The organism is Sphingomonas sp. 320_CC (assembly GCF_059691795.1).
Map to the genome: position 1 here is coordinate 221,437 of NZ_JCAWAE010000002.1, position 24,325 is coordinate 245,761.

The window sequence follows — 24,325 nt, forward strand, 5'->3', positions numbered from 1 at the left end:
GTTAGCGCGTCAGGCGGCGGATGAAACCGATCAGGCCGGTTTGGCGCGAGCGCTTGAGGCGTTCCGCCGCCAGGATCGTCTTCACGCCGCGGATGCAGCTGTCGACGTCGTCGTTGACCAGCACATAGTCATAGCCGTCCCAGTGGCTGACCTCGTTCGCCGCGCGCGACATGCGGGCTTCGATCACCTCGGTCGAGTCGGTGCCGCGGCTGGTGAGGCGGCGGTGGAGTTCTTCCATCGAGGGCGGGAAGATGAAGACGCGGACGACGTCGCCGCCGGCGATCTGGAATAGCTGTTGCGCGCCTTGCCAGTCGATGTCGAACAGCACATCCTTACCGGCGGCGAGCAGCTCCTCGACCTGTGCGCGGGGGGTGCCGTAGCGGTGGTTAAAGACGTGCGCCCATTCGAGAAACTCGTCTTTCGCGACCATGTCGCGGAAGCCCTCGAGGTCGGTGAAGTGGTAATCCTTGCCGTCGACTTCGCCGGGTCGCACCGACCGGGTCGTGACCGAGACCGACATCTCGAGTTCGTGCTCGTCCGCGAGCAATCTGCGCGCGATGGTCGACTTGCCGGCACCGGAGGGCGAGGACAGGACGAACAGGACTCCGCGACGACGGAAACCATGCGGGTCGGACGGAAGTGTGTGGGGCATGCGCGCCCTTGCCGCGGACCGCATATGGGCGTCAACCCATGCGCGGCCCGCGCGTGGTATTACGAAGGCGGATTAATAGCCGGCCTTGCGTGCCTTGTTGCGGTCATACGCCTTTTTGGCTGCGTAGCCGCCGCCGAGGATCATGCCGAGCGGCCCCATGCGGCGCATCAGGCCCATCGCCACGACGCCCTTTACTGCGCCCGAGGCGCCACCCGAGCCGTCGCGACGGCCCATCTCGCGGCCGACCAATGCACTGATAATACGTCCGATCATGCTTCTGACTCCCCGAAAACCTGGTCCTTGAGTTCCGCTGCACCGCGCAGCACTGCCCAGCCGATCGCGTAGGTCACGGCAATGGGCACGACGATCTTGAGTACGTTGGCGGTGATCGCACCGATGATCGCGCCGTCCGCGTTGCCGTCGTCGCCGCTGAGCGAGTCGATGCCTGCGCCGATCAGCGCGCCTATGGTCGTTGCGCCCACGTAATTTCTCCTGTCCGTGTGGCGGGTTAGCGTTTGGCGGAGGATTGGGTTCCCGCGCCCCACCGTCATCCGTCATCCTGACGAAAGTCAGGACCCAGGATTACTCAGCGGGCCGATCGTGGCTCTGGTTCCTGACTTTCGTCAGGATGACGGTGTGGGGAGATTACCGGCCCAACATCGACTCGGGTTTGACGACGCGGTCGAAGGTTTCGGCGTCGACGAGGCCTAGCGCGAGGCCGGCTTCCTTCAGCGTCAGCCCTTCGGCGTGCGCATATTTGGCGATTTTCGCCGCCGCGTCGTAGCCGATCTCGGGTGCTAGCGCCGTCACCAGCATCAGCGAGCGGTCGAGCAGGTCCGCGATCCGCCCGCGATTGGGTTCGATGCCATCGACGCAGCGTTCGGCGAATCCTTCCATCGCGGTGGCTAGCAGGTCGATCGAGCGGAGGACGTTGGCGCCGATCAGCGGCTTGAAGACGTTGAGTTCCAGATGGCCCTGCATCCCGCCGACGGTGACCGCCACGTGGTTGCCCATCACCTGGCCCGCGACCATCGTCAGCATCTCGCACTGCGTGGGATTGACCTTGCCGGGCATGATCGAGCTGCCGGGCTCGTTCGCGGGGAGGTCGATCTCGCCGAAGCCGCAGCGCGGGCCCGAGCCGAGCAGGCGGATGTCGTTGGCGATCTTGGTCAGCGCGACCGCCAGCGTGTTGAGCGTGCCCGAAAGGTGGACGAGCGGATCGTTCGACGCCAGCGCCTCGAACTTGTTGCGCGCGCTGACGAACGGCAGGCCCGTGATTTCCGCCAGTTCGTGCGCGATCGCGTCGCCGAACCGGGCGGGGGCGTTGAGGCCGGTGCCGACCGCGGTGCCGCCCTGCGCGAGAATGACCATGCCGTGGCTGATCGCGGGCTCGATACGGTGACGGCAGCGGTAGAGCTGGTTCGCATAACCTGAGAATTCCTGGCCGAGCGTCAGCGGCGTCGCGTCCTGTAGGTGCGTGCGGCCGATCTTGACGATGTCGTCCCAGGCGTTGGCCTTCGCGTCGAGCGCGGCGTGGAGCTTGTCGAGGGCGGGAATCAGGCGGCGTGTCGTGGCGATCGCGGCGGCGATGTGGAGTGCGGTGGGGAAGCTGTCGTTGGACGACTGGCTCATGTTGACGTGGTCGTTGGGGTGGACCGGGGACTTGCCGCCGCGGGTGCCGGTGAGGACCTCGTTCGCGCGGCCGGCGATGACCTCGTTCGCGTTCATGTTCGACTGCGTGCCGCTGCCGGTCTGCCAGATGACGAGGGGGAACTGGTCGTCGAACTTGCCGTCGATGACTTCCTGCGCGGCGGCGTCAATTGCGGTGGCGATGGTTTCGTCGAGGCCGTGCGACCGGTTTACGCGAGCGGCGGCTTGTTTGACGAGCGCGAGCGCGTGGACGATCTCGATCGGCATGCGTTCGCGGGGAGCGAAGGGGAAGTTCTCGATCGAGCGTTCGGTTTGGGCGCCCCAATAGGCGGCGGCGGGGACTTCGATCGGGCCGATCGTGTCGGTTTCTGTGCGGGTGGTCATAGAGGGAGAACCTTCCGGGGCTTGGCGGGATCCCTCGCCCCTTTGGGGAGAGGGAGGGAGGAGCCGCAGGCGACGGAAGGGTGAGGGGCGTTGGGAGAAAGCGGCTTTAGCCTCACTCCCCTCTCCCTTCCCACCGCAAGTGCGGCGGGCCCCTTCCCTCTCCCCGAAGGGGCGAGGGAGTTTGGGTCACTTCTTCCGTTTGAAATCCACGGCTACGACGTTCGAGCCATCCTCGATCGGCACTGCGGTCGGGCCGTCGTTTTCCGCTTCGTCGTGGTCGCCAAGCGCGTCCTCCGCACCTTCCTGTGCTTGGAAGCGGAGTTCGAAGCTTACCGCCGGGTCCTGGAACGCAGTGATCGCCGAGTATGGGATCACCAACTTCGAGGGCACCTGATTGAACGAAAGCCCGATCGAGAAGCGCTCGTCGTCGACGATGAGGTCCCAGTAGCGGTTCTGCATGACGATCGTCATCTCGTCCGGGAAACGCTCGATCAGCCGCTTGGGAATGTCGACTCCCGGTGCCTGCGTCTTGAAGGTGATGTAGAAATGATGCTCGCCGGGAAGCCCGCCGGCCTCCGCGACGGAGCCGAGCACGCGGCCGACCACGGCACGCAGGGCTTCTTGTACGATCTCGTCGTACGGAATCAGGCTATCGGGCAGTCCATCGGTCATCTCCCTTGGGTAGCGTCATTCGATTGGCGGTCAAGATTGCATGCGTCGTGGCGCACGTTATGGGAGGTGGCATGCGCACCGCCACGATCACCCGCTCCACCGCCGAGACGGCGATCGACGTCACCGTGAACCTCGATGGGACCGGCGTGTACGACGTCGAGACCGGGGTCGGTTTCTTCGATCACATGCTCGAACAATTGTCGCGCCACTCGCTGATCGACATCCGCGTGCGGACCAAGGGCGATCTGCATATCGACGAGCATCACACCGTCGAGGATACCGGCATCGCGATCGGCCAGGCGTTTGCGCAGGCGCTCGGCGATAAACGGGGGATCGTGCGGTATGGCGATGCGCTTTCGCCGATGGACGAGACGCTGACGCGGGTGGCGCTGGATATTTCCGGGCGGCCTTGGCTGGTGTGGAAGGATCTGTTCTCGCAGAAGCGTCTGGGCGGGATGGATACCGAGATGTTCGAGCATTTCTTCCACAGCTTCGCGCAGGCGGCGGGGATCACGCTGCACGTCGAGACGCTGTACGGGTCGAACAACCACCACATCGCCGAGGCGGCATTCAAGGGTGTCGCGCGCGTGCTGCGGACCGCGATCGAGATCGATCCGCGCAAGGCCGACGCGATTCCGTCGACCAAGGGGATCTTGTGAGCGAGCCGTTTGCGCGGACCGACGCGCCGTTGTGCGTGGTCGTACTGACCTACGTCGCGCCACTGGACGCGATCGATGCGCAGATGAAGGAGCACGTTGCATGGCTCGCCAAGGGCTATGCGGAAGGCGTGTTCCTGGCGTCGGGTAGGCAGATTCCGCGTACCGGCGGCGTCATCCTGATCCGTGGCGAGAAGGCGGCGGTCGAGGCGGTGGTTGCGACCGATCCGTTCGTGAGCGGCGGACTTGCGACGCCTGAGATCACCGCGTTCACCGCGAGCATGGTCCTGCCGGGGATTGCGGAGTTGCTGGCGTGACGCTCGCGCTGATCGATTACGGTGCGGGGAATCTGCATTCGGTCGAGAACGCGTTGCGGACGGCTGGGTGTGTCGATCTGATCGTGACTTCGGATGCGGACGTCGTTGCCAAGGCCGAGCGGATCGTGTTGCCGGGGGTGGGCGCGTATGGCGCTTGCGCGGCGGCGTTGCGCGCGGTGCCGGGGATGGTCGAGGCGCTGAACCGGCGGGTTCGCGACGAGGGTGCGCCGTTTCTCGGGATCTGCGTCGGTATGCAGTTGATGGCCGAGGCGGGGGAGGAGATGGGGACCCATGCCGGGCTCGGCTGGGTTCCGGGACGCGTGCGGCGGCTGGAGCCTGGGACGATGGAAGCAAAAGTGCCGCATATGGGGTGGAACGACGTCGTGCCGACCGTGGCGCATCCGCTAATCGAGCCGGGCGAGGCGTATTTCCTGCATAGCTTCGCGTTCGAGGGTTCCGACGTGCTTGCGACTACCGAGCATGCCGGCCCGGTCACCGCGGCGATCGGTCGCGATACGATGATCGGTGTGCAGTTTCATCCTGAGAAGAGCCAGCGCTACGGTCTGGCCTTGCTCGAACGTTTCCTGGAGTGGCGGCCGTGAGCCTTATCATTTTTCCTGCGATCGACCTCAAGGCGGGTCAGGTGGTGCGTCTCGCCGAGGGCGATATGGACCGCGCGACCGTCTATGGCGACGATCCCGCGGCGCAGGCGATGCTGTTCGCCGAGGCGGGTGCGGAGCATCTGCACGTGGTCGATCTCGACGGCGCGTTTGCGGGGGCTTCGGTCAACGGCGATGCGGTGCGATCGATCGTCGCGCAGTTTCCGGGGCATGTGCAGCTTGGCGGCGGGATCCGGACTCGGGCGAGCGTCGAGGGCTGGTTCGACCTGGGCGTATCTCGCGTCGTGATCGGCACGGCGGCGCTGGAGGACCCCGAGTTCGTGCGCGGCGTGGCGAAGGATTTCCCCGGCGGGATCGTCGTCGCGGTCGACGCGAAGGACGGGATGGTCGCGACCAAGGGCTGGGCGGATGTGTCGACCACGAGCGCGGTCGATCTGGCGCGGCGGTTCGAGGATGCGGGGGTGGCGTCGTTGCTGTTCACCGATGTCGGGCGCGACGGGATGCTGAAGGGGTGCAACGTCGACGCGACGGTCGACCTGGCGCGGTCGGTGGACATTCCGGTGATCGCCAGTGGCGGGGTGAAGGGGATTGCCGAGATCCACGTGCTGGCTTTGCATGTGCGGGACGGGGTCGAGGGCGTGATCACCGGGCGGGCGTTGTATGATGGGCGGCTCGATCTCGCTGCGGCGTTGAGTGTGGCGAAGGCTGCATGATGGTTCACGCGGAGACGCGGAGACGCGGAGAGAAGTTGAGCGCCGCAGGCAGAAACTTGTTCGCGCAGAGGCGCAGAGGCGCGGAGAGCAAGAAGTCAGGCCTTGCTCCCTTCCTCGCTCTCAGCGCCTCTGCGCCTCTGCGCGAAATATTCTTCTCAGCGGCTCTGCCGCGTCTCCGCGTCTCCGCTTCTCCGCGTGAACAAAACCTACGGCACAGCGCATGACAGTTCGCGCGCGCGTCATTCCGTGTCTCGACGTTGCCGATGGGCGCGTGGTGAAGGGTGTGAACTTCGTCGAACTGCGCGATGCGGGCGATCCGGTCGAGCAGGCGCGAGCGTATGACGCGGCTGGGGCGGACGAACTGTGTTTTCTCGATATCGGTGCCTCCCATGAGGGTCGGGGGACGATCCTCGACGTCGTGCGGCGGACGGCGGCGGTGTGCTTCATGCCGTTGACGGTCGGTGGCGGCGTGCGGACGGCGGATGACGCGCGTGCATTGTTGCTGGCGGGGGCTGACAAGGTGGCCGTGAACTCCGCGGCGGTCGAGCGGCCCGAACTGGTAGCGGATATCGCCGAGCGGTTCGGCAGCCAGTGCTGCGTCGCCAGCGTCGATGCGCGGCGGTCGGGTGAAGGCTGGGAGGTGTTCACGCATGGCGGCCGCCGCGCGACGGGGATCGATGCGATTGCGCATGCCTTGAAGCTCGCCGAACTCGGGGCTGGCGAGTTGCTTGTCACGTCGATGGACCGTGACGGGACGCGCAGTGGTTACGACCTCGACCTGATCCGCGCGATTTCTGATAGGGTAAGCGTACCGGTAGTCGCTAGCGGCGGGGTCGGCGGGCTCGACGATCTGGTGGCGGGCATCCGCGACGGGCATGCCAGCGCGGTGCTGGCGGCGTCGATCTTTCATTTCGGGCAGGCGTCGATCGGCGACGCGCATGCCGCGCTGGCGGCAGCGGGGATTCCCGTGCGCTCGCCGGTTCGGTCAGCCTGATCCGATGATCGCCCTGCCTCTCCTTGCGGTGCAGTCGGGGCATAGCGGCATCGTCCATCCCCGCACTGGCCCCGAACTGTCTGACATCGCGCTGTTTGCGTTTGCGGCGATCGGCGTGTGGCTGGTGCGACGGGCGTTGCGCAAGCGGTTCGCGAAGACCAAACCGCCCGCGGAGGATTGACCCGCCTGCGCGCCTGCTCCAGCACGCCGCGCATGGACCCCGTATTCGACCGCCTCGAGGCGACCATCCGCGCGCGTCGCGATGCGCCCGCCGACACCAGCTACACCACGAGCCTGTTCGCGAAGGGTCGGCCCAAGATCGCGCAGAAGCTCGGCGAGGAAGCCGTCGAGACCGTGATCGCGGCGTGCTCGGGCGACGAGGCGAGCATCGTGCCGGAAGCGGCGGACCTGATGTTCCATCTGGCCGTGTTGCTGGCGGATGCAGGGTTGAGTTTGGACGACGTGCGCGCGGAGTTGGAGCGGCGCGAGGGTGTTGGCGGTTTGGTCGAGAAGGCCGGGCGGACGGGGTGACCTGCTCCCCTTCCGCTTGCGGGAGGGGTCGGGGGAGGGCATGACGCACATGCTCCGCCGGGATCGGGATGGCCAGCCCCTCCCCTAACCCCTCCCGCAAGCGGGAGGGGAATATATGCCGATCGACGCCACCCAGCCTTATGACGACCAGAACATCTTCGCGAAGATCCTGCGCGGCGAGATCCCGTCGCAGCGGGTCTATGACGACGATTTCGCAATCGCCTTTCATGACATCAATCCGCAGGCGCCGACGCACCTGCTCGTAATCCCCAAGGGCGCCTACGTCTCGTGGGACGACTTTTCCGCGCGCGCACCAGACGCCGAGATCGCAGGCTTCATCCGCGCGGTCGGCACCGTCGCGCGCGCCGCTGGCCTCGTCGAACCGGGCTATCGCCTGCTCGCGAATGTCGGCCAGGACGGACACCAGGAGGTGCCGCATCTGCATGTTCATGTCTTCGGCGGGCGCCCGCTCGGGCCGATGCTGGCGCGATAGGCCAGCTTCACCGCACTAAAGGATTGCGCGTAATAAAATTGCCATTAGGCTCGCGGGATTGAGCAAGGGGGCCATTTGACCCGGCCCTCGCTATCCCCGGGGGACACCGCGTTGATTTTTGGTCGCGTAAAATCGCTGGATGCCATTCTGGCGACGGCAGAGAAAAAGGGTCTGGCGCGAACGCTCAGCGCCTTCCAGCTGACGCTGCTGGGCGTCGGTGCGGTGATCGGCACGGGTATCTTCGTGCTGACCTCCGAAGCCGCGCAGAAAGCCGGGCCGGGCATGTTGCTGAGCTTCGTCGTCGCGGGCTTCGTCTGCGCGGTCGCGGCGCTCTGCTATTCCGAGCTTGCGTCGATGGTGCCGGTGTCGGGCTCGGCCTACACTTACACCTATGCGGTCACGGGCGAGTTGCTCGCCTGGATGGTCGGCTGGGCGTTGATCCTCGAATATGCGGTCGGCGCTAGCGCGGTCGCGGTCGGGTGGTCGAACCATCTGGCCGGGCTGCTCGACGGGATCGGCTTCCATATTCCCAACGGGTTGCGCAACGCGGACGCGCTGATGGCGAACGTCCAGGTCGCGTTCGGCGCGACGCCCAACGCAGATCTGCAGACCGCGATGACCGTTGGCGGCTTCATGAACCTGCCCGCAGTGATCGTCATCGCGCTCGTCACGTGGCTGCTGGTGGTCGGCACGACCGAGAGCGCACGCGTCAACGCGGTGCTGGTGCTGATCAAGATCGCCGCGCTGACCGCGTTCATCGCGCTGACGATCCCGGTGCTCAAGGCCGACAATTTCCATCCGTTCCTGCCCTACGGCGTCGGCAATCCGCTGAGTTCGTCGGGTGTCGGCGTGCTGGGTGCGGCGGCGTCGATCTTCTTCGCCTATGTCGGCTTCGATGCGGTCTCGACGGCGGCGGAGGAGACCAAGAATCCGCAACGCAACGTGCCGATCGGGCTGATCGCAAGTCTCGGCATCTGTACGTTGTTCTACCTGCTGGTCGCATCGGGCGCGATCGGTGCGATCGGTGCGAACCCGGTGACGACAGCCGAGGGCGGCATCCTGGCACCGGGTTCGGCGGAGATGGCCGGGCGTTGCGCGGCGATCGTCGCAGGCGGGGCGATGGAGCCTTTGGTGTGCTCGAAGGAAGCACTCGTTCACGTGCTTCAGGTCATCAACTGGCCGATCATGGGTCGGCTGGTCGGGCTTGCGGCGGTGCTCGCGCTGCCGTCGGTCGTGCTGATGATGATGTTCGGCCAGACCCGCGTGTTCTTCACGATGGCGCGCGACGGTTTGTTGCCCGCCAAGCTCGCGTCGATCCACCCGAAGTTCCGTACGCCACACGTCGTCACGGTCGTGACGGGTATCGCCGCGGCGATCGCGGCGGCGGTACTGCCGGTCGGCAAGCTCGCCGATTATTCGAACGCGGGGACGCTGTTCGCGTTCATGATGGTCGCGATCTCGGTGATGGTGCTGCGCAAGACCGATCCGGCACGCAAGCGTCCGTTCCGCACGCCGGCGGTGTACATCGTCGCGCCGCTCGCGATCATCGGTTGCGTCGGGCTGTATTTGTCGCTGCCGCTGACGGCCAAGCTGGTCCTGCCGGGCTGGGGCGCGATCGGGCTGGCGATCTACTTCCTGTACAGCCGCTCGCGCAGCCATGTCGGGCTTGGCCTCGACGATGGTGCGGCCGAGGACGATCGGGCGCCTCCGGGTACGCTCTGAGACTGGACGCGAAAAGGGCCGCGGGAGGAAACTCCCGCGGCCCTTTTTTATCTGCATGAAAGCTTGTTCTCCCGCGAAGGCGGGAGCCCAGTCTGGATCCCCGCCTTCGCGGGGAAACAGTCTCCGTCAGCCAGTATGCTTGGTGGCGAGCGCCTTCATGTCGACCATGGGACGGGCACCGACATGGCTGATGATCTCGGCTGCGCAGACCGCGCCGAGCTTCAGCGATGCGTGCAGGTCGTAGCCCTGTGCCTGACCGTGGAGGAAACCCGCCGCGAACAGGTCGCCCGCGCCGGTGGTGTCGACGACCTTGGCGATCGGCTCGGCCTTGACCTCTGCACGCGCGCCGTTCTGGATCGCGCAGGCGCCGTGCTCGCCGCGGGTGACGACCAGGGTCGGGACCTGTGCCGAGATCTTGGCGACGGCTGCGCCGAAGTCGTCGGTCTCGGCGAGCGCGGCGAGTTCGCTCTCGTTGGCGAACAGGATGTCGATCAGGCCGTCCGACAGCAGCTGGCGGAAATCGCCGCCGTGGCGCGAAATGCAGAACACGTCGCTGAGCGTGAAGGCAACTTTTCGGCCTGCCCCGCGTGCGCAGTCGATCGCGGCGCGCATCGCGGCGCGCGGCTCTTCGGGATCCCAGAGATAGCCTTCGAGATACAGGATCGCGCTGTCGGCGATCATCGCGGTGTCGATCGCGGCGGCGGGGAGGAATTGCCCTGCGCCGAGGAAGGTGTTCATCGTGCGCTGGCCGTCGGGGGTGACGAAGATCAAGCAGCGGCCGGTGGTCGGGTCGCCGGCGCGGACGGGGGTGGCGAACTCGATGCCGATGCTGCGGACGTCGTGCGCGAAGACCTGGCCGAGCTGGTCGTCGGCGACCTGGCCAATGAACCCGCATTTGCCGCCGAGCGCGGCGATGCCGGCGACGGTGTTGGCGGCCGACCCGCCGGAGATTTCCATGCCCGGGCCCATCTTGGCGTAGAGCGCGTCGGCTTCTTCCGACGAGAACATGAGCTGCATCGAGCCCTTGGCGACGCCGATCTCGGCGATGAACGCGTCGTCGGCGGTGGCGAGGATGTCGACGATGGCGTTGCCGATCGCGACGACGTCGTAAGTGGGTGTGCTCAAGGGGAAACTCCGGGGGTGCGGGAAAGCCCTGCCGTAAATCGCGGGGGGGATTGGTGCAACTGGTGTGGGGGTCGAGGGATGCGCTCCCGCTGTTAGGCGGCAGGCTATGCGATGGCAGTACCCCCCCGGCGGAGGCCGGGGCCCAGAAAGGTGGTCGTAATGAAACGTGATCCGTTATTACCGTCGTTCCCCAACTGGGCCCCGGCCTTCGCCGGGGTGGTGGCTTTGGTTGGGGGGGCAGCGGTTACAACTGTTCGGACAGTTACAGCGGCTCGCGCGGTTCTGACGGTCGTCGCGGCACAAATACCTACATTTTTTCAACCGCACCGTCCTTTCCTGTTCCCCCGCGGACGCGGGGGTCCAGGGTCTCATGCGGTAGCCTTGGTTTAGCTGGGCCCCCGCGTCCGCGGGGGAACGGTGAGGAGCGGTATCCGCAGACGGGCCGACCCGTGACCGCTAAGAGTCGCGTTGACCTTCGCCTGCCCCCGCGCCATCCCGAGCCAATGCTCCGCGCCCTCGCCCTCTCGCTTGGTCAGCTTACCGATCCGCCCGTGCTCCGGGTGTTCGTCAAGTCGATGGTCGTCACGCTGCTCGTCTTCGCGCTGCTCGGCGTGGGCACGTGGTGGGGCACGCAGGCTGCGCTCGCCGCGTGGCTCGACTGGCATTCCGACGGACTCGCCGCTGCGTTCGCATTGTTCGTCACGATCCTGGCGCTGTGGCTGCTGTTCCGTGCCGTCGCGATCGCCGTGGTCGGGATTTTCGCGGACGAGGTCGTCGAAGCGGTCGAGGCGCGGCATTATCCCGACGCGCTGCGCACCGCCCGGCCGGTGCCGTTCGCCCGGAGCCTCGCAATGGGACTCCGCTTGGCCGGTCGCGTCGTGCTCGTCAACCTCGTGATGCTGCCCATCTACATCGCGCTGCTCGTCACCGGTGTCGGCACTGCCGCCGCGTTCTTCATCGTCAATGGCTGGCTGCTCGGGCGCGATCTGGGGGATATGGTCGCGGCGCGCCACATGGATGCGGCGGCGATGCGGGGCTGGCGTGCGACGACCAAGGGGAGCCGGTTCGTGCTGGGGCTTGCGAACACCGGGCTGTTCGTGGTTCCGGTCCTCAACATCGCCGCGCCCGTGCTGGGGGCCGCGATGGCGACGCATTACTTCCACAGCCAGTATTCTCGCAAAGGCCGACCATGACGCGATTGACCACTATAGCCATCGCGCTGGCCCTCGGCGGCGGCTTGGCCGGTTGCGCCGCTCCGGTAGCCAAGCCCGCAGTCGGACGTCCGGCCATCCCCTATACGAGCGTCGGGCTAGAGCGCGTGCTCGGCCAGGATGCCGCCGGCCTGACCAAGCTGTTCGGTCAACCCGACGCCGACGTGCGCGAGGGCAGCGCACGGAAGCTTCAGTTCCAGAGCGGGATCTGCGTGCTCGACGCGTATCTGTATCCCAAGGGATCCGATGCCCCCCGCGTGACGTATCTCGACGCACGCGAACCCGACGGCAGCACGATCGACCGTGCGAGTTGCGTCGCGGCGCTGACACGACGGGAAGGCGGAAAGTAACGCACGGTCGTGCGGTAGGCCAAGGTTTCCGCCTTCAACGCATCCGATAAGGATTAACCGCGCCGGCTTCGTCGATGAGCAACGGGAGTGCGAGATCGGTTCACCGTGCCGTCGCGTAAGGCGATCGCATACGACCTGCCGACACTATGGACGTGCGCTCCATCACGCCTCACGACGGCGATCCACCCGGGGGGCCGGAGTCAGTGATCGTGTTGAAGACCATGTGGAATATGCCCGCAAAGGTAGTGCGCGAGCATGCGGCGAACGAAGAGGACATCGGCAAGTCCGTCGCCAGCGGATCTTTGCAAGAGATGGTTCGGGCATTCGACGGGTATGACGACGCCGAAGCAGCGGACTTGATCATCCAGTGCGCGGGCCGCGACCGACCGATCACCTGGTACGAAATCCGGGACCTGCGACGTATCGAGGCCAAGACCGCGGGAGACTGACACGCGTCGACACCCCGCTGGTCATGGACTTGGTGCGGCGGAACGTTATGGGCGCCTGGAGACCCGACAGCGAAAGACGATCATGGCAACGACCGTAATTACCCCGAGCGGCCCCGGCGCGATGGAAGCCGGCCTGATTCTCGACGAAGACGGCCAGCGCTTCGTCGTGCTCACGTTCAAGGAACCGGGGGGCGAGCCGACGCTGGTTACCTTCACGGTTCCGATTTTCCAGCATTATGTCGAGCATCTTGTCCGCACGGCCGCATCGGCTGACGATGAGGCGAACTGGGGCATTCCCGGCTGAGCCTAGGCGGCGGGCAACTCGTCCGGAACAGGCCCTGCTTCAGGGCGCTGGCCGCTCCACCTGAGCCTCGGCCAGATACACGCCGAACAGACCTTCGGGATCGGTCCATGCCGCCACCGGCGTCCATCCGCCCGACCGCAGGAGGATCCGCGCATCCCGTGCGCCATATTTGTGGCTGTTCTCGGTGTGGATCGTCTCACCCGCGGTCATCTCGAACGATTGCCCGTCAACGGTGAACGCGACGTCGCGCACCGCCTCGAGGTGCATCTCGATCCGAGCGCGATCGTCGTTCCACACGGCTTTGTGCCGGAACGCGTCGACCGGGATGTCGCCGTCCAGTTCGCGGTTGATCCGTTCTAGCAGGTTCAGGTTGAATGCAGCCGTCACGCCCTGCGCATCGTCATACGCCGGCACCAGCACGTCCTCGCTTTTGATCCGGTCCATCCCGATCAACAGCATCGCGCCCACGCCGAGCGACGACCGCATCGCGCGCAACAGATCGACCGCCATCAGCGGGATCATGTTGCCGATCGTCGATCCCGGAAAAAAGCCGAGCTTCGGCGTATCCGCGATCGTCTTCGGCAAGCTCAACGGCCGCATGAAGTCCGCCTCGAACGGTAGCACCAGCAGGTCGGGGAACTGATCGCCCAGTACCTTCGACGACTCCCGGAGGAAATCGCCCGAGATGTCGATCGGCACGTATACCGACGGCGCAACGGCATCGAGCAGGATCGGCGTCTTGGTCGACGATCCCGAGCCGAACTCGACGACGGCACGCCCTGCGCCAGCAAGCGTCGCGACTTCGGGGCACGCGGTCTCAAGGATCGAGCGCTCGGTCCGCGTCGGATAATATTCAGGCAGATCGGTGATCTTCTCGAACAGCTCCGAGCCGCGCCGGTCGTAGAACCACCGTGCCGGGATCGCCCGCGGCCGCCGCGCGAGCCCGTCCAGCACGTCCGCGCGGAATTGCGGATCGGCGAGCGTCTGCTGGCCGTCCTCGATCTCAGGCTTCAACATCAAATATCTTTCGCGAGACGCACGCCGGTGAACTGCCACCGTTGGTGCGGATAGAAGAAATTGCGGTAGCTCGGCCGGGCATGACCACGCGGCGTGGCACAACTGCCACCACGCAGGATGAACTGCGAGCTCATGAACTTGCCGTTGTATTCGCCGACGGCGCCGGCCGCGGTCACGAAACCGGGATACGGGCGGTACGCGCTGCCGGTCCATTCCCAGACATCGCCGAAAAATGCCGGGCCATTCGCCGCCGGCCGAGGCTCGACCGGCCCCGCCACGTCCATCTGATTGCCACCGTTCGCGTCGTGCGAGGCCGCCGCCGCCTCCCATTCGAACTCGGTCGGCAACCGTGCGCCGGCCCAGCTCGCATACGCATCCGCCTCGAAGAAGCTCACATGCGTCACCGGCGCCGCTGGATCGATCGCGCGTCGGCCGTCGAGACCGAACCGCGTCCAGCCCGCCTCGCCCTGCTCCCAATACAGCGGCGCGACGATACCCTCGGCCTTCACCCACGCCCAGCCGTCCGCCAGCCAATGCCGCGCTTCGGTGTAGCCGCCATCGGCAATGAACGCCGCCCATTCGCCGTTCGTCACGGTCCGGTCGGCGATCGCATGCGGCACCAGCAAGGCGGCGTGACGCGGTCCCTCGCAATCGAACGCGAACCCGTCGCCGTCATGCCCAACCTCGACGATCCCGCTCTCGCGCGCAATCCAGCCGATCGGCCCCGGCATCTCGACCGGCACTTTCCGCGGCGCCGGCCACATCGCCGGCTCGAGCGGGTTCTCCGAAAACATGTGAAGAATGTCGGTCACCAGCAATTCCTGGTGCTGCTCTTCATGATGACACCCAAGTGCGATCAGCGTCTGCGCATCCGCCGACAGCCTAGGCAGCGCGTCGAGCAGTGCCGCGTCGACATGCGCGCGGTACGCCCGCACCTCGTCGAGCGACGGCCGCGTCACCATCCCGCGGCGATCGCGTGCATGGCGCCGCCCTTCGGCCTCGTAATAGCTGTTGAACAAAAACGGAAACCGCTCGTCGTGCAGCGCATAGCCGGCGACATGATCGCGCAGCACGAAGGTCTCGAAGAACCACGTCGTATGCGCCAGATGCCACTTGGTCGGTGACGCGTCGTCCATCGACTGCACCGTCGCATCCGCATCCGACAGCGGCGCGGCCAGAGCAAGCGACAACGCGCGTACAGTCGAGAAGCGCTCGCTCAAATCCGACGAAGGAGCGGGGGTGAGTTCGGGACGAATCGGCTGAGGCATCGGTTATCCTTCAATGCGTCGCCCAGTACCGCAACGCGCGAAAGCCGATCACGCCTGCGCGCGCGTAGCCCCCGGTCGCCATAGAACGTCGCCGGCCCCGTTTTGGTTCACCGCCCGCGACGCCACGAACAGGAAATCGGATAGCCGGTTAACATACGCTAATGCCGCCGGATTCAGCGGCAAATCGTGCGTCGCCGCGACCGCGGATCGCTCCGCGCGACGCGAAATCGCTCGCGCCAGATGCAGCGCTGCAGCCTGTGGCGATCCGCCCGGCAGGATGAAGCTCCGCAACGGCGCGAGGTGCACGTTCATCGCATCGATCTCTCGCTCGAGTCGCTCGACCTGCGCCGGCACGATCCGCAGTACCATCTCGGAAGGCTCGAATCCGTCGTTACCGGCGGGAGTCGCAAGGTCGGCACCAAGATCGAACAGGTCGTTCTGGATGCGCTCCAGCGCAGTGGCGAGCGGATCGTCGCCGAGCGCCACCACTGCCACGCCAATGGCGGAGTTCGCCTCGTCGACATCGCCGATCGCCTGCATCAGCGCACTCGCCTTCGACACCCGCGACCCGTCGACCAGCCCCGTCGTGCCGTCGTCACCGGTTCGCGTGTAGATCTTGTTGAGCTTGACCATCGGTCGATTCCTTCTGTCCGACCATGCTGTGCCACAAGTCCGTCACCCCAGCGAAAGCTGGGGTATCCCTCGTGGCTCGCGACATCCGCCTAACGTTGAGATCCCAGCTTGCGCTGGGATGACGGTGGTTAGGAAAGCGCGTTAGACCCTAGTTCCGCCCCGCCGCGAACAGGATCACGACGACGATCAGGATCGCCAGCGCCTGGAAGAAAATCCGCTGCTGCATCATCCGATTCGATTTGAGCGACGCCGCGCTCGGGCCGTTGCCGTCGCGAACCTGCGCAGTCCCCTCCTGCAGGAACGACACGACGCCCCGCACTAGGGCCACGACGGTCGCGATCATCGCCGCGATCAGGAGGATGACGAGGAATGTGTTCATGGACTGAATGTAAGCGCGCGCGCCGACGCTAGCAATGGCAAGGATAGTGTTGCGGACACGCTTGTGATGCGCGCAAATGCTGCATGTTATACTTGACGCTGAAAGCCTTGATTTCCGGCATTCTTATCGCCGCCGCCTCGGAGATCGCCAAGCGCTATCCCGGCTTCGGCGCGCTCGTGGCGTCGCTGCCGCTGGTGTCGGTGCTCGGCATGATCTGGCTCTGGCGCGACAAGCCCGACCCACGGACGATGGCCGCACACGCCGGCGCGACCTTCTGGTACGTGCTGCCGTCGCTGCCGATGTTCCTGCTGATCCCGGCGATGCTGCGACATGGCGCGCCGTTCTGGGCATCGCTGGTGGCCGGGTGCGTACTGACGATCGCGCTGTATGCTGCGATGACTTGGGCCGCGCCAAGGCTGGGGATCGAGCTGTAGCGCACCCATACAAGCAAAAGCCCCCCCCAAAAAAGAAGCAACACCCCGGCGAAGGCCGGGGCCCAGTTGGAAAGGTCGCAGTAACGAAGCGCAGCGTTCAGTCGACAACGTCCCCCAACTGGGCCCCGGCCTCCGCCGGGGTGGTGCGAGATTACTGACGTCCCACTCTCCTCATTGTTTCCCCGCGAAGGCGGGGACCCAGACTGGGCTCCCGCCTTCGCGGGAGAACAAGGAAGTGCAGACTGCGACCTTTTACGACCGCATCGCCGCCGAAAGTTGCAAGCACCGATTGATCCCCGCGCTGACCGCTGGAAACCTATTAACCCCCACCCCGCACCCGAGCCGCCAGTACCACCCCATCCTCCCCCGCAGCCCGCATCTCAGCCAGCGACAAAGCCCCGTCCCGCTTGGCCAACCGCCGCCCCGTCGCATCCACCACCAACGGATGATGATGATAGCGCGGCACCCCCAACCCCAGCAAAGCCTGCAAAACCCGGTGCACGTCGGTCGCCGCGAACAGGTCCACCCCACGCACCACGTCCGTCACGCCCTGCGCCGCATCATCCAGAGTCACCGCCAGATGATAGCTAGCAGGCGCATCCTTCCGCGCCAGCACGACGTCCCCCTGCGCCAACGGATCGGCGACAACCGTCCCCGCAGTCGCATCGTGCCACGCGAGCACGCCGGTAACCGCCACAGCCTTCGCCATGTCGAGCCGCCAGCAATGCGCCAGATCCCCCCGTGCAGCGGCCTCGTCCGCGGTCAGGCCCCGACACGTCCCCGGGTAGACCGGCCCGACATCCCCCTGCGGCGCCGACGCGCTCGCCGCGATCTCCGCCCGCGTACAGAAACACGGGTAGACCAGCCCGCGCGCCTTCAACTGCTCCAGCGCAACATCATACGTCGCCAGCCGTTCCGACTGGAACACCAGCGAATCCCACCGTAACCCGAGCCAGGCCAGGTCCTCCAAGATCCCCGTCACGAACTCCGGCCGGCTCCGCGTTCCATCGATGTCCTCGATCCGCAGCAGGAACCGCCCACCCCGCTCACGTGCGTGATCGTGCGCGCGTATCGCCGACACCACGTGGCCCAGGTGCAACCGCCCCGTAGGGCTCGGCGCGAACCGCGTTACGACCGGTCCGTCGCTCACCACGCTTGACCGACCGCCACGCGGCGTGCTGTCATGCCGGTGTCATCGCTGTCGTCCATAGGGCGCTCTGCGAAGCCTGAGTGGGAGGAGCCGTGTTTCACCCCGATCTGATGCGTCATCCGGATGGTTGTCCGGCGCTCGTGCTGAATGCCGACTACACGCCGCTTTCCTACTATCCGCTCAGTGTCTGGCCGTGGCAAACCGCGGTCAAGGCGGTGTTCCTCGACCGTGTCGACATCGTCGCCACTTACGAACGCGAAGTCCGCAGCGCCAATTTCGCGCTGAAGCTGCCCTCGGTGATCGCGCTCAAGCAGTTCGTCCGACCGTCGCAATTTCCCGCCTTCACTCGTTTCAACCTGTTCCTGCGCGACAAGTTCACCTGCCAATATTGCGGCAAGCTGCGCGATCTTACCTTCGACCATGTCGTCCCCCGCGCGCAAGGCGGTCGTACCACCTGGGAGAACGTCGTCACCGCGTGCTCGCCCTGCAACCTCAAGAAAGGCGGGCGCACGCCAAAACAGGCGGCGATGCCGCTGCACATCGAGGCGATCCGCCCGACCAACTGGCACCTCCAGGAACACGGCCGCAGCTTCCCGCCCAACTACCTGCACGACACGTGGCACGACTGGCTCTATTGGGACATCGAACTCGAAGCCTGACGGCATCGATACGACGGGAGATTCTATGCAGGTGAAACTGGTAACGGCGCTCGCCGCGACGGGAATTCTGGTGTCCGCGTGCGGCGACAAGGACGCCCAGCGCGCGCAGGCCGACGCCAACGCGGTCGGCTTCGTGCCGCCTTCGGTGACGTCGCGGCTCGATTTCGGCGCCAGCATGGAGCGCCGCTTCCGCACGCTCGACCGCAACGGCGACGATCGGGTTACCAAGGACGAACTCCCCTCGCCCAACGCGCGCATCAAGGCGTTCGACCGCAACAAGGACGGCGTCATCACCGCGATCGAGTGGAGCGAAGGCACGCTCGCCTGGTTCGACAGGATGGACCTGAACCACGACGGCACGGTGACGTCGGAAGAGCGCGCGGAGTCGCGGAAGCGCTGATCGGTGCAACAATCTGTCGCTCGGAGGTCCGTCGAAGCGACTATTTAAGCGTGTCGCCTAGCGTTCACGGTTGACCTGATCCCTGCCGCAGCGCAGCAGGGAATCATGGCAAGCCTCCCCGCAATCGCGAACAATTCCGACATCCGCTTCCTCGGCAAACTGCTCGGCGACGTCATCCGCGCCTATGGCGGCGAGCGGCTGTTCGCGGCAACCGAGACGATCCGCAAGGCGTCGGTCGAGCGCCACCGCGACGCCTCCGAAGGCAAGCCCGGCGACGATCGCGCGGTCGATCTCAGCCTCGAAAAACTGAGCCTCGACGAGACGCTCGATTTCGTCCGCGGCTTCATGCTGTTCTCGATGCTCGCCAACCTCGCCGAGGACCGCCAGGGCATCGCCGCGGAAGACGGCGCCGACCTCGCCTCCGCAATCGCCCAGCTCGAATCCGAAGGCATCGACCGCGCCCAGATCCGCACGCTGCTCGACCACGCGCTGATCGCCCCCGTGCTCACCGCGCACCCGACCGAAGTCCGCCGCAAAAGCATGATCGACCACCGCAACCGCATCGCCGAGCTGATGGCGTTGCGCGATCTCGGCCGCGACACCACGCCGGATGGCGACAGCGTCGACGACGCGATCCTCCGCCAGATCGCGCTCCTCTGGCAAACCCGCGTCCTCCGCCGCGACCGCCTCTACGTCACCGACGAGGTCGACACCGCGCTCAGCTACCTCCGCGACGTGTTCCTCCCCGCGCTCCCCGCGCTTTACCAGCGCTGGGACCGCGCCCTCGGCGAACGCACGCCTAGTTTCCTGCGCCCCGGCAGCTGGATCGGCGGCGACCGCGACGGCAACCCGTACGTCACCGCGGACTCGCTCAAGACCGCGCTGTCGAAGGCGAGCGAAGCCGTGCTCGGCTACTACTGCGACGCAGTGCACGCGCTCGGCGCCGAACTCTCGATCTCGACCGAGCACGCCCCCGCCGAAGCCGCCGTGCAGGCGCTGGCCGACGCCAGCGGCGACGATGCCGCGAGCCGCAGCGACGAGCCGTATCGCCGCGCGCTCTCCGGCATCTACGCCCGGCTGTCCGCGACGCACGACGCGCTGACTGGCAAGCACGCCCCCCGCCCCGGCCGCCTCGTCGGCGAGCCCTATGCGAACCCCGCCGACTTCCGCGCCGACCTCGTCACGCTCGCGCACGGGCTCGGCATCGCGCTGAAGACCGGCGGCGCGCTCGGCCGGCTGATCCGCGGCGTCGAGACGTTCGGCTTCCACCTCGCCACCTTGGACCTGCGCCAGAACAGCGCCGTCCACGAACGCGTCGTCGCCGAACTGCTGAAAGTCGCCGGCGTCGAGGACGAGTACCTCGCGCTCGACGAAGAAGCCCGCGTCGCGCTGCTCCGCCGCGAACTCGCAAACGCCCGCCCGCTCACCTCGCGCTTCGCCGAATATTCGCAGGAAACCGCCGGCGAACTCGCGATCGTCCAGGCCGCCGCCGACGCGCACGCAGCGTATGGTCCCGCGTGTATCACCAACTACATCGTGTCGATGGCGCAGTCGGTCAGCGACCTGCTCGAAGTGAACCTGCTGCTCAAGGAAGTCGGCCTCTACCGCCCCGGCGAAACCCCGACCGCGGCGATCATGGCCGTGCCCCTGTTCGAGACGATCGGCGATCTCGAAGCCGCCCCCGCCGTCATGACCGCCTGGTTCGCGCTCCCCGAGATCTCCACCATCTCGAAGGCGCGCGGCCATCAGGAAGTGATGATCGGCTATTCCGACAGCAACAAGGACGGCGGCTACCTCACCTCCACCTGGGAGCTCTCGAAAGCCTCGACCGCGCTCAAACCCGTCTTCGCAGCCGCCGGCGTCGGCATGCAGCTGTTCCACGGCCGCGGCGGCGCAGTCGGGCGCGGCGGCGGCTCGGCGTTCCGCGCGATCCGCGCGCAGCCGTCGGGCACCGTCCAGGGCCGCATCCGCATCACCGAGCAGGGCGAAGTCATCGCCGCCAAATACGGCACGCGCGACGCCGCAATGACCAATCTCGAAGCGATCGCGTCGGCCACGTTGCTCGCCAGCCTCGAACCCGAACGCCTCTCCAATGCCGACAACGCCAGCTTCTCGGCCGCAATGGACACGCTCAGCGACACCGCGTTCCACAGCTACCGCGACCTGGTCTACGGTACGGAGGGCTTCCGCACCTTCTTCCGCCAGATGACCCCGATCGCCGAAATCGCCGGCCTCAAGATCGGCAGCCGCCCCGCCAGCCGCACCAAGTCCGACCGCATCGAAGACCTCCGCGCGATCCCCTGGGTGTTCAGCTGGGCGCAGGCGCGCGTCATGCTCCCCGGCTGGTACGGGGTAGGCCGTGCGATCGCCGATTTCGAGGACAAGGCGCTGTTGAAGGACATGGCGCAAGGCTGGCCGCTCTTCGCCTCCGCGCTGGCGAACCTGGAGATGGTGCTCGCCAAGTCCGACATCGGCATCGCCGAACGCTATGCCGGGCTGGTCGAGGACGGCAAGCTCCGCGAGATCTTCACCACGATCCGCGACGGCTGGCACCAGACCCACGACGGGCTTCTGCAAGTCACCGGCCAGTCGCGCCTGCTCGAAAAGCACCCCGCACTGGACGCTTCAATCCGCCTCCGCCTGCCGTATATCGAGCCGCTCAACCTCCTCCAGATCGAACTGATCAAACGCCGCCGAGCAGGCGAGGACGACCCGCGGATAGGCGAAGGCATCCTCCTATCCATCAACGCCATCGCCACTGCCCTGCGCAACAGCGGCTAAAACTACTCCCTTCCCGCTTGCGGGAGGGGTCGGGGGAGGGGGTGTGCCCCACCAACCGGACGCCAGTACGTACGTCGCGCCCTCCCCTAACCCCTCCCGCAAGCGGAAGGGGGATTACGAGTAAAACGGCGCAGCGACATCCTCGCGCACCCGCATCAACCGCCCAGTCGCGCGGTCGAGCAAAGCCCAAGTGGTCACCGCCTGCAGCTTCACCTTCCCATCATCCCCGACGAACCGCACATGCCGATCGAACCGAGCCCCCTTAGGAGCCCCCTCGACCCAAGTCTCACCAACGACGGTCTCCCCCGCAACGACACTCCCGCGGTAATCGATCTCATGCCGCGTCACGACCCACACATACGCCAGCTTGTGCTCCGCCGGCGCCACAGCCTCCCAATGCGCGGTCGCAATAGCCTGGATCCACTGCACCCAGACCGCATTGTTCACATGCCCAAGCTCGTCGATATCCGCGTCCTGCGCCGTGATCGAGAGCGTGAACCGGCTCACCCCGCGACGCCAAGCTGCCACAGCACGAACGCATGCTCCTCCGCGCCCTCACGCAGCGATTCGAACCGCCCCGACTTGCCGCCATGCCCCGCGCCCATGTTGGTCTTGAGCAGCAGCACATTGTCGTCGGTCTTCATCAGCCGCAGCTTGGCCGCCCACTTCGCCGGCTCCCAATAGGTCACCCGAGGATCGTTGAGCCCCCCGCTGATGAACATCGGCGGATAAGCCTGCGCCTTCACGTTGTCGTACGGCGAATACGACCGGATCAGCTCGAACGCAGCCTCGTCCTCGATCGGATTACCCCACTCCGGCCACTCGCCCGGCGTCAGCGGCAGGCTCTCGTCGAGCATCGTGTTCAGCACGTCGACGAACGGCACGTCCGCGATCACCGCGCCCCACAGCTCGGGATCCGAATTGACCACCGCCCCCATCAGCTCGCCGCCAGCAGACCGCCCCGCGATCGCGATCTTCCCCGCCGACGTCCACTGCGCGTCGACCAGCGCCCTCGCGACATCGACGAAATCGTTGAACGTGTTCGCGCGCTTCTCGAGCTTGCCGTCCAGATACCATTGCTGGCCCAGATCATCGCCGCCGCGGATATGCGCAATCGCATAGGCGAACCCGCGATCGAGCAGGCTCATGCGGCCCGTCGAGAAGCCCGGCGGGATCGCATAGCCGTACGCGCCATACGCATAGAGGAACAACGGCGCCGACCCATCGCGCACGAACCCCGCCGGATACACGATCGAAACCGGGATCTCCGTCCCGTCCCGCGCAACGATCTTCAGCCGCTCGGTCGCGTATTTCGCCGCGTCATAGCCGCTCGGGATTTCCTGCACCTTGAGCATCGTCCGCTCACCGGTATCGACGTCGTAATCATACACAGTGCCAGGCGTGACCATCGACTCATACCCGAGCCGCAGCACCGTCATGTCGTACTCGGGATTGTCCCCCAGCCCTGCGACATAGCTCGCCTCGGGAAAGTCGATCCGCTTGCCCTCGGTCGGCGTCTCGTACCGGTGGATCGTGATCTGATCGAGCCCGTCCTCGCGCCCGTCGACGACGAAGAAGTCCTGATAGCACTCCACCCCGGTCATGTAGAACGTCGGGCTCGCCGGAATCAGCTCGCTCCACGCATCCGGCTCCTCGACCAGCGCGGTGCAAAGCCGGAAATTCGGATCGACGTCGTTGGTATGGATGAACAGCGTCCCGTCATGCTCGTCCACATCATATTCGCGGCCCACCTTCCGCGCCGAAACGAGGATCGGCACCGCCAGAGGCTCGTGCGCAGGCAGCAGGTACAGCTCGCTCGTCACATGGTCGCTGGTCGCAATCACGATCCACTTGCGCGAGCTCGTCTCGCCGACGCCGACGCGAAAGCCCTCGTCCTCCTCGTGGAACAGCACGACGTCCTCGGAGATCGGCGTCCCCAGCCGGTGGAACCGCGCATTGTCCGTCCGCCACTGCTCGTTCGCCAGCCCGTACAGGAAGCCCGCATCGTCCGCGGTCCAGACGATCTCGCTGAGCATCCCCGGGATCACGTCGGGCAGGTGCTCGCCGGTATCCAGATCCTTGACCCGAACCTCGAACCGCTCGCTCCCATTGTCGTCGATCGCATAGGCGAGATAGCGCCCGTCATTGCTGACCGAGAACGCGCCGAGCCGGAAATACTCGTGCCCCTCCGCCAGCGCCGGCTCGTCGAGCAACAGCTCGTCGTCACCGCCCGCAACGGGCTTCCGCCACCATTTCTTGTACTGCCCGCCGGTCTCGTACGCGGTCCAGTAGAACCAGTCGCCATCCTTCTGCGGCACCGAGGATTCGTCCTCCTTGATGCGCGCCTTCATCTCTTCGTAGATCGTGTCGACCAGCGCGGTATGCGGCGCCATCTGCTCTTCGAAATACGCGTTCTCGGCGGCGAGATACGCGAGGACGTCGGCGTCATCGACTTCCGGATAGTTCGGATCCTTCAGCCACGCATAGGGATCCTCGATCGTCACGCCATGCGTGGTGAAGCTGTGCGGCCGCTGTTCGGCGATGGGGGGCGTGGTCATGCCGGTGTGTTAGCCGTGCGGGGGGAGGATGCCAAACGCTGTGGTATTGGCAAGAACCGATCCCCGCCGCAACCACCACCCCGGCGAAGGCCGGGGCCCAATTGAAAAGGTCGCAGTAACGGCGCGCAATCCCTCGTTACCATCGTCCCCCAATTGGGCCCCGGCCTTCGCCGGGGGGCGGCTGGTCCTGCGAACCTGCACCA

Annotated in this window: 30 protein-coding genes; 17 read left to right on the forward strand and 13 right to left on the reverse strand. The window is 66.0% G+C overall.

Annotated features, from left to right (window positions below):
• Position 1: 1 nt before the first annotated feature.
• The 5 genes from gmk to AC59GX_RS07860 form a co-directional block, all read right to left on the reverse strand.
• Positions 2-652: a guanylate kinase gene (gene gmk, locus AC59GX_RS07840; RefSeq protein ID WP_056065649.1), complete on the reverse strand. Its 651-nt coding sequence runs from the start codon at positions 650-652 to the stop codon at positions 2-4.
• Between the two features lie 72 nt (positions 653-724).
• Positions 725-925: a hypothetical protein gene (locus tag AC59GX_RS07845; RefSeq protein ID WP_056052077.1), complete on the reverse strand. Its 201-nt coding sequence runs from the start codon at positions 923-925 to the stop codon at positions 725-727.
• Positions 922-1,134 (reverse strand): hypothetical protein, encoded by a 213-nt coding sequence (locus AC59GX_RS07850; RefSeq protein ID WP_426279792.1) that lies wholly within the window; start codon positions 1,132-1,134, stop codon positions 922-924. The genes AC59GX_RS07845 and AC59GX_RS07850 overlap by 4 nt, the downstream gene beginning before the upstream one ends.
• 163 nt (positions 1,135-1,297) lie before the next feature.
• Entirely contained in the window at positions 1,298-2,686 is a 1,389-nt protein-coding gene (fumC, locus tag AC59GX_RS07855) for a class II fumarate hydratase (protein ID WP_426279794.1), read from the reverse strand.
• Between the two features lie 186 nt (positions 2,687-2,872).
• Complete coding sequence (locus AC59GX_RS07860) at positions 2,873-3,358, reverse strand: SspB family protein (RefSeq protein WP_056489744.1); 486 nt, start codon at positions 3,356-3,358, stop codon at positions 2,873-2,875.
• A gap of 71 nt (positions 3,359-3,429) precedes the next feature.
• Here AC59GX_RS07860 and hisB point away from each other — a divergent pair, with 71 nt between their 5' ends.
• The 9 genes from hisB (at position 3,430) to AC59GX_RS07905 (ending at position 9,404) form a co-directional block, all read left to right on the forward strand.
• Positions 3,430-4,017, forward strand: a complete 588-nt coding sequence (gene hisB, locus AC59GX_RS07865) for an imidazoleglycerol-phosphate dehydratase HisB (protein WP_426279796.1) — start codon at positions 3,430-3,432, stop codon at positions 4,015-4,017.
• A complete protein-coding gene (locus tag AC59GX_RS07870; protein WP_253071257.1) occupies positions 4,014-4,331 on the forward strand; it encodes a YciI family protein in 318 nt (105 codons plus the stop codon). The genes hisB and AC59GX_RS07870 overlap by 4 nt, the downstream gene beginning before the upstream one ends.
• The gene (hisH, locus tag AC59GX_RS07875) at positions 4,328-4,933 is read left to right on the forward strand and encodes an imidazole glycerol phosphate synthase subunit HisH (RefSeq protein ID WP_426279798.1); all 606 of its coding nucleotides are present in this window, start codon (positions 4,328-4,330) and stop codon (positions 4,931-4,933) included. Before AC59GX_RS07870 ends, hisH begins: the two co-directional genes overlap by 4 nt.
• Positions 4,930-5,664, forward strand: coding sequence for a 1-(5-phosphoribosyl)-5-[(5-phosphoribosylamino)methylideneamino]imidazole-4-carboxamide isomerase (gene hisA / locus AC59GX_RS07880; protein ID WP_120301399.1), 735 nt, complete (start codon positions 4,930-4,932; stop codon positions 5,662-5,664). Before hisH ends, hisA begins: the two co-directional genes overlap by 4 nt.
• Positions 5,665-5,884: 220 nt before the next feature.
• Positions 5,885-6,658, forward strand: coding sequence for an imidazole glycerol phosphate synthase subunit HisF (gene hisF, locus AC59GX_RS07885; protein WP_426279801.1), 774 nt, complete (start codon positions 5,885-5,887; stop codon positions 6,656-6,658).
• Positions 6,659-6,662: 4 nt separating this feature from the next.
• On the forward strand, positions 6,663-6,839 hold the full coding sequence (locus AC59GX_RS07890; protein ID WP_426279802.1) for a hypothetical protein: 177 nt from the start codon (positions 6,663-6,665) through the stop codon (positions 6,837-6,839).
• A 32-nt stretch (positions 6,840-6,871) separates the two neighbouring features.
• The gene (locus AC59GX_RS07895; protein ID WP_426279804.1) at positions 6,872-7,189 is read left to right on the forward strand and encodes a phosphoribosyl-ATP diphosphatase; all 318 of its coding nucleotides are present in this window, start codon (positions 6,872-6,874) and stop codon (positions 7,187-7,189) included.
• A gap of 115 nt (positions 7,190-7,304) precedes the next feature.
• Entirely contained in the window at positions 7,305-7,682 is a 378-nt protein-coding gene (locus AC59GX_RS07900; protein ID WP_426279806.1) for a histidine triad nucleotide-binding protein, read from the forward strand.
• A gap of 111 nt (positions 7,683-7,793) precedes the next feature.
• Positions 7,794-9,404 (forward strand): amino acid permease, encoded by a 1,611-nt coding sequence (locus AC59GX_RS07905; protein ID WP_426279807.1) that lies wholly within the window; start codon positions 7,794-7,796, stop codon positions 9,402-9,404.
• A gap of 126 nt (positions 9,405-9,530) precedes the next feature.
• On the opposite strand, the gene AC59GX_RS07910 is transcribed toward AC59GX_RS07905, so the two are convergent.
• Positions 9,531-10,529, reverse strand: a complete 999-nt coding sequence (locus AC59GX_RS07910; protein ID WP_426279808.1) for an adenosine kinase — start codon at positions 10,527-10,529, stop codon at positions 9,531-9,533.
• A gap of 503 nt (positions 10,530-11,032) precedes the next feature.
• Between AC59GX_RS07910 and AC59GX_RS07915 the strand changes: the two genes are divergently transcribed.
• The 4 genes from AC59GX_RS07915 (at position 11,033) to AC59GX_RS07930 (ending at position 12,843) form a co-directional block, all read left to right on the forward strand.
• The gene (locus AC59GX_RS07915; protein ID WP_426279809.1) at positions 11,033-11,722 is read left to right on the forward strand and encodes an EI24 domain-containing protein; all 690 of its coding nucleotides are present in this window, start codon (positions 11,033-11,035) and stop codon (positions 11,720-11,722) included.
• Positions 11,719-12,090, forward strand: a complete 372-nt coding sequence (locus AC59GX_RS07920; protein WP_136188472.1) for a hypothetical protein — start codon at positions 11,719-11,721, stop codon at positions 12,088-12,090. The genes AC59GX_RS07915 and AC59GX_RS07920 overlap by 4 nt, the downstream gene beginning before the upstream one ends.
• Before the next feature lie 152 nt (positions 12,091-12,242).
• Positions 12,243-12,539 (forward strand): hypothetical protein, encoded by a 297-nt coding sequence (locus tag AC59GX_RS07925; protein WP_497301432.1) that lies wholly within the window; start codon positions 12,243-12,245, stop codon positions 12,537-12,539.
• A gap of 82 nt (positions 12,540-12,621) precedes the next feature.
• The gene (locus AC59GX_RS07930) at positions 12,622-12,843 is read left to right on the forward strand and encodes a hypothetical protein (protein ID WP_136188474.1); all 222 of its coding nucleotides are present in this window, start codon (positions 12,622-12,624) and stop codon (positions 12,841-12,843) included.
• 39 nt (positions 12,844-12,882) lie between these two features.
• On the opposite strand, the gene egtD is transcribed toward AC59GX_RS07930, so the two are convergent.
• The 4 genes from egtD to AC59GX_RS07950 all read right to left on the reverse strand — a co-directional run bounded on the left by egtD (position 12,883) and on the right by AC59GX_RS07950 (position 16,140).
• Positions 12,883-13,860, reverse strand: a complete 978-nt coding sequence (egtD, locus tag AC59GX_RS07935; RefSeq protein WP_426279811.1) for an L-histidine N(alpha)-methyltransferase — start codon at positions 13,858-13,860, stop codon at positions 12,883-12,885.
• On the reverse strand, positions 13,860-15,128 hold the full coding sequence (gene egtB, locus AC59GX_RS07940) for an ergothioneine biosynthesis protein EgtB (protein ID WP_426279812.1): 1,269 nt from the start codon (positions 15,126-15,128) through the stop codon (positions 13,860-13,862). Before egtB ends, egtD begins: the two co-directional genes overlap by 1 nt.
• 48 nt (positions 15,129-15,176) lie before the next feature.
• On the reverse strand, positions 15,177-15,761 hold the full coding sequence (locus AC59GX_RS07945) for a cob(I)yrinic acid a,c-diamide adenosyltransferase (protein ID WP_426279813.1): 585 nt from the start codon (positions 15,759-15,761) through the stop codon (positions 15,177-15,179).
• 148 nt (positions 15,762-15,909) lie between these two features.
• Positions 15,910-16,140, reverse strand: a complete 231-nt coding sequence (locus AC59GX_RS07950) for a twin transmembrane helix small protein (protein ID WP_056052241.1) — start codon at positions 16,138-16,140, stop codon at positions 15,910-15,912.
• An 83-nt stretch (positions 16,141-16,223) separates the two neighbouring features.
• Between AC59GX_RS07950 and AC59GX_RS07955 the strand changes: the two genes are divergently transcribed.
• Complete coding sequence (locus AC59GX_RS07955) at positions 16,224-16,574, forward strand: DUF3147 family protein (protein ID WP_426279814.1); 351 nt, start codon at positions 16,224-16,226, stop codon at positions 16,572-16,574.
• A 319-nt stretch (positions 16,575-16,893) separates the two neighbouring features.
• Here the strand turns inward: AC59GX_RS07955 and gluQRS are convergent, their stop codons facing one another.
• Positions 16,894-17,724, reverse strand: coding sequence for a tRNA glutamyl-Q(34) synthetase GluQRS (gluQRS, locus tag AC59GX_RS07960; RefSeq protein ID WP_426279815.1), 831 nt, complete (start codon positions 17,722-17,724; stop codon positions 16,894-16,896).
• A gap of 92 nt (positions 17,725-17,816) precedes the next feature.
• Here gluQRS and AC59GX_RS07965 point away from each other — a divergent pair, with 92 nt between their 5' ends.
• The 3 genes from AC59GX_RS07965 (at position 17,817) to ppc (ending at position 21,564) form a co-directional block, all read left to right on the forward strand.
• Positions 17,817-18,383 carry an HNH endonuclease gene (locus AC59GX_RS07965; protein ID WP_056052248.1) on the forward strand — a complete coding sequence of 189 codons (567 nt, stop codon included), beginning with the start codon at positions 17,817-17,819 and terminating at the stop codon, positions 18,381-18,383.
• Between the two features lie 25 nt (positions 18,384-18,408).
• Entirely contained in the window at positions 18,409-18,783 is a 375-nt protein-coding gene (locus AC59GX_RS07970) for an EF-hand domain-containing protein (protein WP_426279816.1), read from the forward strand.
• 105 nt (positions 18,784-18,888) lie between these two features.
• Positions 18,889-21,564 carry a phosphoenolpyruvate carboxylase gene (gene ppc / locus AC59GX_RS07975; protein ID WP_426279817.1) on the forward strand — a complete coding sequence of 892 codons (2,676 nt, stop codon included), beginning with the start codon at positions 18,889-18,891 and terminating at the stop codon, positions 21,562-21,564.
• A gap of 114 nt (positions 21,565-21,678) precedes the next feature.
• Here ppc and AC59GX_RS07980 read toward each other — a convergent pair whose 3' ends face one another.
• Both AC59GX_RS07980 and AC59GX_RS07985 read right to left on the reverse strand, forming a co-directional pair.
• Positions 21,679-22,071, reverse strand: coding sequence for an acyl-CoA thioesterase (locus tag AC59GX_RS07980; protein ID WP_200924201.1), 393 nt, complete (start codon positions 22,069-22,071; stop codon positions 21,679-21,681).
• Entirely contained in the window at positions 22,068-24,122 is a 2,055-nt protein-coding gene (locus AC59GX_RS07985; protein ID WP_426279818.1) for a S9 family peptidase, read from the reverse strand. The genes AC59GX_RS07980 and AC59GX_RS07985 overlap by 4 nt, the downstream gene beginning before the upstream one ends.
• Between the last annotated feature and the right edge of the window lie 203 nt (positions 24,123-24,325).